We start from the raw sequence: 4,082 nt of genomic DNA, 5'->3' as shown, positions 1-4,082 counted from the left end.
CACCGGCCACGTCCCAGGCCCCGGGGGGGGGAGCCGCCCCCCCCGCGACCAATGCGCACACCCGCCCCACGGGGTCACGCGCCCCCGGGGGGCCCCCCCCCGCGGCCCCCCGGGCCGCGGTGCGGTCCCGAGCGCCACGCGCCCCGGCCCCGCATCCGAGGTGCCGTGGCTGCGGGGCCGGGGTCTGCGCTGCGTGCCGGTTACCGCCGGCCGGTCCTGCGGCGCTTGGCCCGGAGCAGGCCGGCTCCGGCCGTCAGGAGCGCGGCGGCGGTGAGCGGGCACCTCGCGGAGCCGGACGCCGGGGCCCGGGACCGCTTCGCCCGCCGTACCGGCAAGCTGTCGGACCGGGTGGCCGACGGCGGGACCGAGCGCGGGGACCACACCGAGATCGCGCGCATGGCGATCAAGGTGCCCGAGGACGTGTCCGACGACGGCCTCCACGCCGAACGGCGACCGCGGAAACGCCGTGTCAGGTGCCGCTCGGACGGATGTCGGACAAGCGGTCGACGATCACCACGGACGACGGATGCGCGGGCCTGGGGACCTGGATGAGAATCGGCACGTAGACCACGTCGCCGTGCCTGTACTCGGCCTTCCACGAATGCCGGTAGCACACGATCTCCGTCGGAGCATCGCGCGTCGCATAGCACTGGGGTTGCGAACTCGGGTACGTGATCGGTGAGTTGTCCCACCGGGCGATCGATTCGCCCGCCGCTGCGGCTGGTGCGCCCCACGCCCCGAGTGAGACGCAGCAGAAGCAGAGAGCCGCGGCACTCCGGCATGCCGCCTTCCTGTCACTCATCGCGGAACTCCCCTCACGGCCCGGAGGGATGCAGTTTGCGGGCGGCGTCGTGGCGGGTGTGGACGCCGAGCTTGGCCAGCACCGCGCCCACGTGGTGCCCGGCGGTCTTGGGTGTGATGTACAGGCGCGCGGCGATCTCCGCGTCCGACAGGCCCTCGTGCAGCAGCTTGAGGACGTCGAGCTCCCGGTTGGTCAGCCCGTACGGATTGGCCCGGGTGGCAGCCCGTGCGCCGCGCCGGACCGGGCGGATCCCGCGGGCGCGCATCACGGCGCGGGTGCGTGCCACGGACGGCCGGGCGTCCAGGGATTCGAAGGCGGCCAGCGCCTGGTGCAGCGCGGGTGCGTCACCGGACAGGCGGGCCAGCGCCGCGTCGTGCGGGCAGCCGAGCCCGTCCCAGCGGGCCGCGGCGCCCGCCCAGTCGCCGGTCAGCTCCAGCGCGTAGGGTTCGGCGGCCGGCACCTTCGGGGGCGTCCCACCGGCGCGGCGGATCCAGCAGGCCAGCGGGCCGGACAGCCAGGGGTGCGTACGATCCGCCAACGCGGTCAGCCCGCGGCGTGCCTCGCTCTGTGCCAGCTCGTGGTCACCGGCCAGCCAGGCCGCCTCGACCCGGGCCTCCCACCCCAGACCCGTGTCCAGAAGGCAGTTCGAGTCGACCAGGCCCGCCGCATGCTCCAGGAGCGGCCATACCGGTGCCTTGCCCTGGCGGGCCCGCACCAGACCCAGGACGGTCAGGGCCAGGGCCTCGCCGACCGGTGGTGAGCCGGGGTGGGACACGATCTCCTGCGCGGTGTCGGCGGCCTGGGTCCACAGGCCCCTGTTCAGCAGTCCCCAGCTGTCCCAGGCCCTCGCGCACAACAGGTAGGGCAGCAGGTCGTGATCGAGGAAGTAGGCTTCCGCCCGGCTCACGGCCTCGGTGGTCCGGGCGGCGTCACGCTGCAACGCGCCGAGCCAGCACAGGGTGAGCGCCAGGAAGCCCGCGTCCACCGGCAGATCCCGCGCCATCGCGCAGGACACCGCCTGCTCGCAGTCCTCCCACCCCGCGCCGTCGCCCAGCAGACGTGCCGCCGCGGCGTGGAAGTGGGCCCGGTCGGCCACCCCCGCGTCGCCGAAACGCTCGCCCAGAGCGGCCGCCTTCTCGGCGTAGGCGGCTGCCACCGCGGCCCCCGCGTGCTCGTGGCAGGCCAACTGGCAGAGGTTCAGGTACGCCCATGCCAACTCCCGGCTCGGTCGCAGCCCTTCGAGTACCCGCACTGCCTCCAGACCGGTCTGCCTGGCCTCGGTGGCGCGCCCGGCCGGCCACAGCCAGCACGACAGCCAGCGCAGGTCCTCCCCCTCGCGCAGCCGGTCGCCCAGTTCCCGCCGCAGCCGCACCGCCGTACGCCGGGAAGCCACCCCCTCGTCGAGCCGGCTGGACAGCAGACAAGCCTGCGAGTGGCCCTCCAGCAGGGAGGTCTGCTGGTCGGCCGGCAGGTCGTCGGCGTGCCGCAGGGCGCGGGCGTACTGCGCGGCCGCCTCCCGGTACGCGCCCGACGCGACGGCGTGGGCGGCCGCCGCGGGCGCGTACTCCAGCACGGCGGTCGCGTCCTCGGCGCCCTCGGAATGGTCGGCCAGCAGCGCCAGGTCGTCCACCGCGACCGGCTCGGACCGCAGCAACGCGAGTGCCTGCCGGTGCACCCGCAGGCGATGGGCGGCGGGCACGGACTCCAGCACCGCCCGCCGGGTCAGTTCATGGCGGAACTCGGTCGTTCGCCCCTCGGTGCGTACGATGCCGCAGGCCACGGCCTCGTCGAGAGCTTCCTCCGGGGCCGGCAGGATGCCGGCCAGCAGTGCCGGTGAGACCCGGCGTCCGAGGACGGCCAGCACGTCGACCACTTCGCGTGCCGGGGCCGACAGGGCGGCCAGGCGGCCCGCGACGGCCTCGCGCACCGTGGCGGGGATCGGCTCGGCGGGGGCGGTCAGGATCGCGCTGACGATGAACGGGTTGCCGGCGGAGACGCGGTACACCTCCTCGGCGTCCACGGCGTGTCCGGCGGCGAGCCGGGCCACGGCCCGGCGGCTCAGGGGAAGCAGGTCGTGGCGGTACACCCACGGATAACCGGCCAGGGTGCCGAGGAGAGCGGTCAGGTCGTGGGTACGGCCGATTTCGTCGTCGCGGTAGGTGACCACCACCAGCGCCGGAACGCCGGGCAGGCGCCGGGCCAGATGGCGCAGCAGGTCCATCGTGGCCTCGTCCGCCCAGTGGACGTCCTCCACGACCAGCAGGCTCGGGTAGGCGCCGAGGTCGGCGAGCAGGTGGTCGAAGACCTCGTCGGAGCGGCAGGTGCCGGACAGCGCCCCGGTCAGGGCGTCGCGCGTCGCGGCGCCCAGGTGCGGGGCCAGGTCCATCAGGGGGCCCAGTGGGCGGGGTGAGGCCAGCGGATCACATGCTCCCGACAGCACCCGGACGTGGGGATCGGCCAGCCGGGCCAGCCGGTGAACGACGGCGGTCTTGCCGATGCCGGTCTCGCCGCGCACAAGGGCCAGACGTCCGGGGCCGCTCACTGCCACTTTCAGGTGGCCGGTGAGGTCCTGGAGAACGGCCTCTCGCTCAAGCAGGTCCATCACACGTCAGTTTCTCTCCGTGGCCGGAGCCGCGCAAAAGATCCGGACCGATGCCGGCGGGTAGGCCGTCGGGGTGGTGGTGCCCGGGTGACTCGCCGGTACCTGGGGTGTGCCCGCGGTGGAACTTGGGGTGTTCGCCCGATGTGCCGCCCGAGAGAGCGGCGCATGCTGGTGGAGAGCCTCCGAAGCCCGGCTCCCCCGCGCCTCCGCGAGAGGACTCTGGCAGTGCGCTGCGACCGATGTCTCGTCGGGGTCGAGGCGGCGGGAGCCCCAGGGCCACGGAGAGCGTCTTCCGAAAACGAGTCGGGACCGCGAGCCGGCCGGTCGCGCTGTTCCCCGGAGAGGAATCGTCATGCAGAACTTCGCGAAGCGTATGGCGCTGGTGACCGCATCGGCTGCCCTGGCCGCCGGAGGTGCCATGGCACCTTCCGCGGCCATGGCCGCCCCGGCGCCCGCAGGAACGCACGCGACGACGCCGGACAAGCCGTGCCACAACAAGAAGAACTGCAAGAGCGGCCGCAGCACCCAGGGCGGGGTCCAGGGTCGAGGCAACGGCAACACCCAGGGCGGAGTCCAAGGCGGAGGCAACGGCAACACCCAGGGCGGAGTCCAAGGCGGAGGCAACGGCAACACCCAGGGCGGAGTCCAAGGCGGAGGCAACGGCAACACCCAGGGCGG

The 4,082-nt window shown here is 74.2% G+C and carries 2 protein-coding genes; one reads left to right on the top strand and one right to left on the bottom strand.

Annotation, left to right across the window (positions count from 1 at the left end):
- Positions 1-815 precede the first annotated feature (815 nt).
- Positions 816-3,404, bottom strand: coding sequence for an ATP-binding protein (locus ACWCV3_RS28475; protein ID WP_451230096.1), 2,589 nt, complete (start codon positions 3,402-3,404; stop codon positions 816-818).
- A gap of 418 nt (positions 3,405-3,822) precedes the next feature.
- Here ACWCV3_RS28475 and ACWCV3_RS28470 point away from each other — a divergent pair.
- The coding region (locus ACWCV3_RS28470) for a hypothetical protein (protein WP_451230093.1) at positions 3,823-4,082 on the top strand (260 nt) is incomplete at its 3' end.

It is taken from the genome of Streptomyces sp. NPDC001781, from assembly GCF_053596035.1.
The sequence above is the reverse complement of the archived record's forward strand: the minus strand, read 5'-3'. Positions and strand labels throughout refer to the sequence as shown.

Coding starts and splice junctions, on each gene's coding strand:
- ACWCV3_RS28475 (WP_451230096.1), bottom strand. CDS start 3,404: ATGGACCTGCTTGAGCGAGAGGCCGTTCTCCAGGACCTCACCGGCCAC.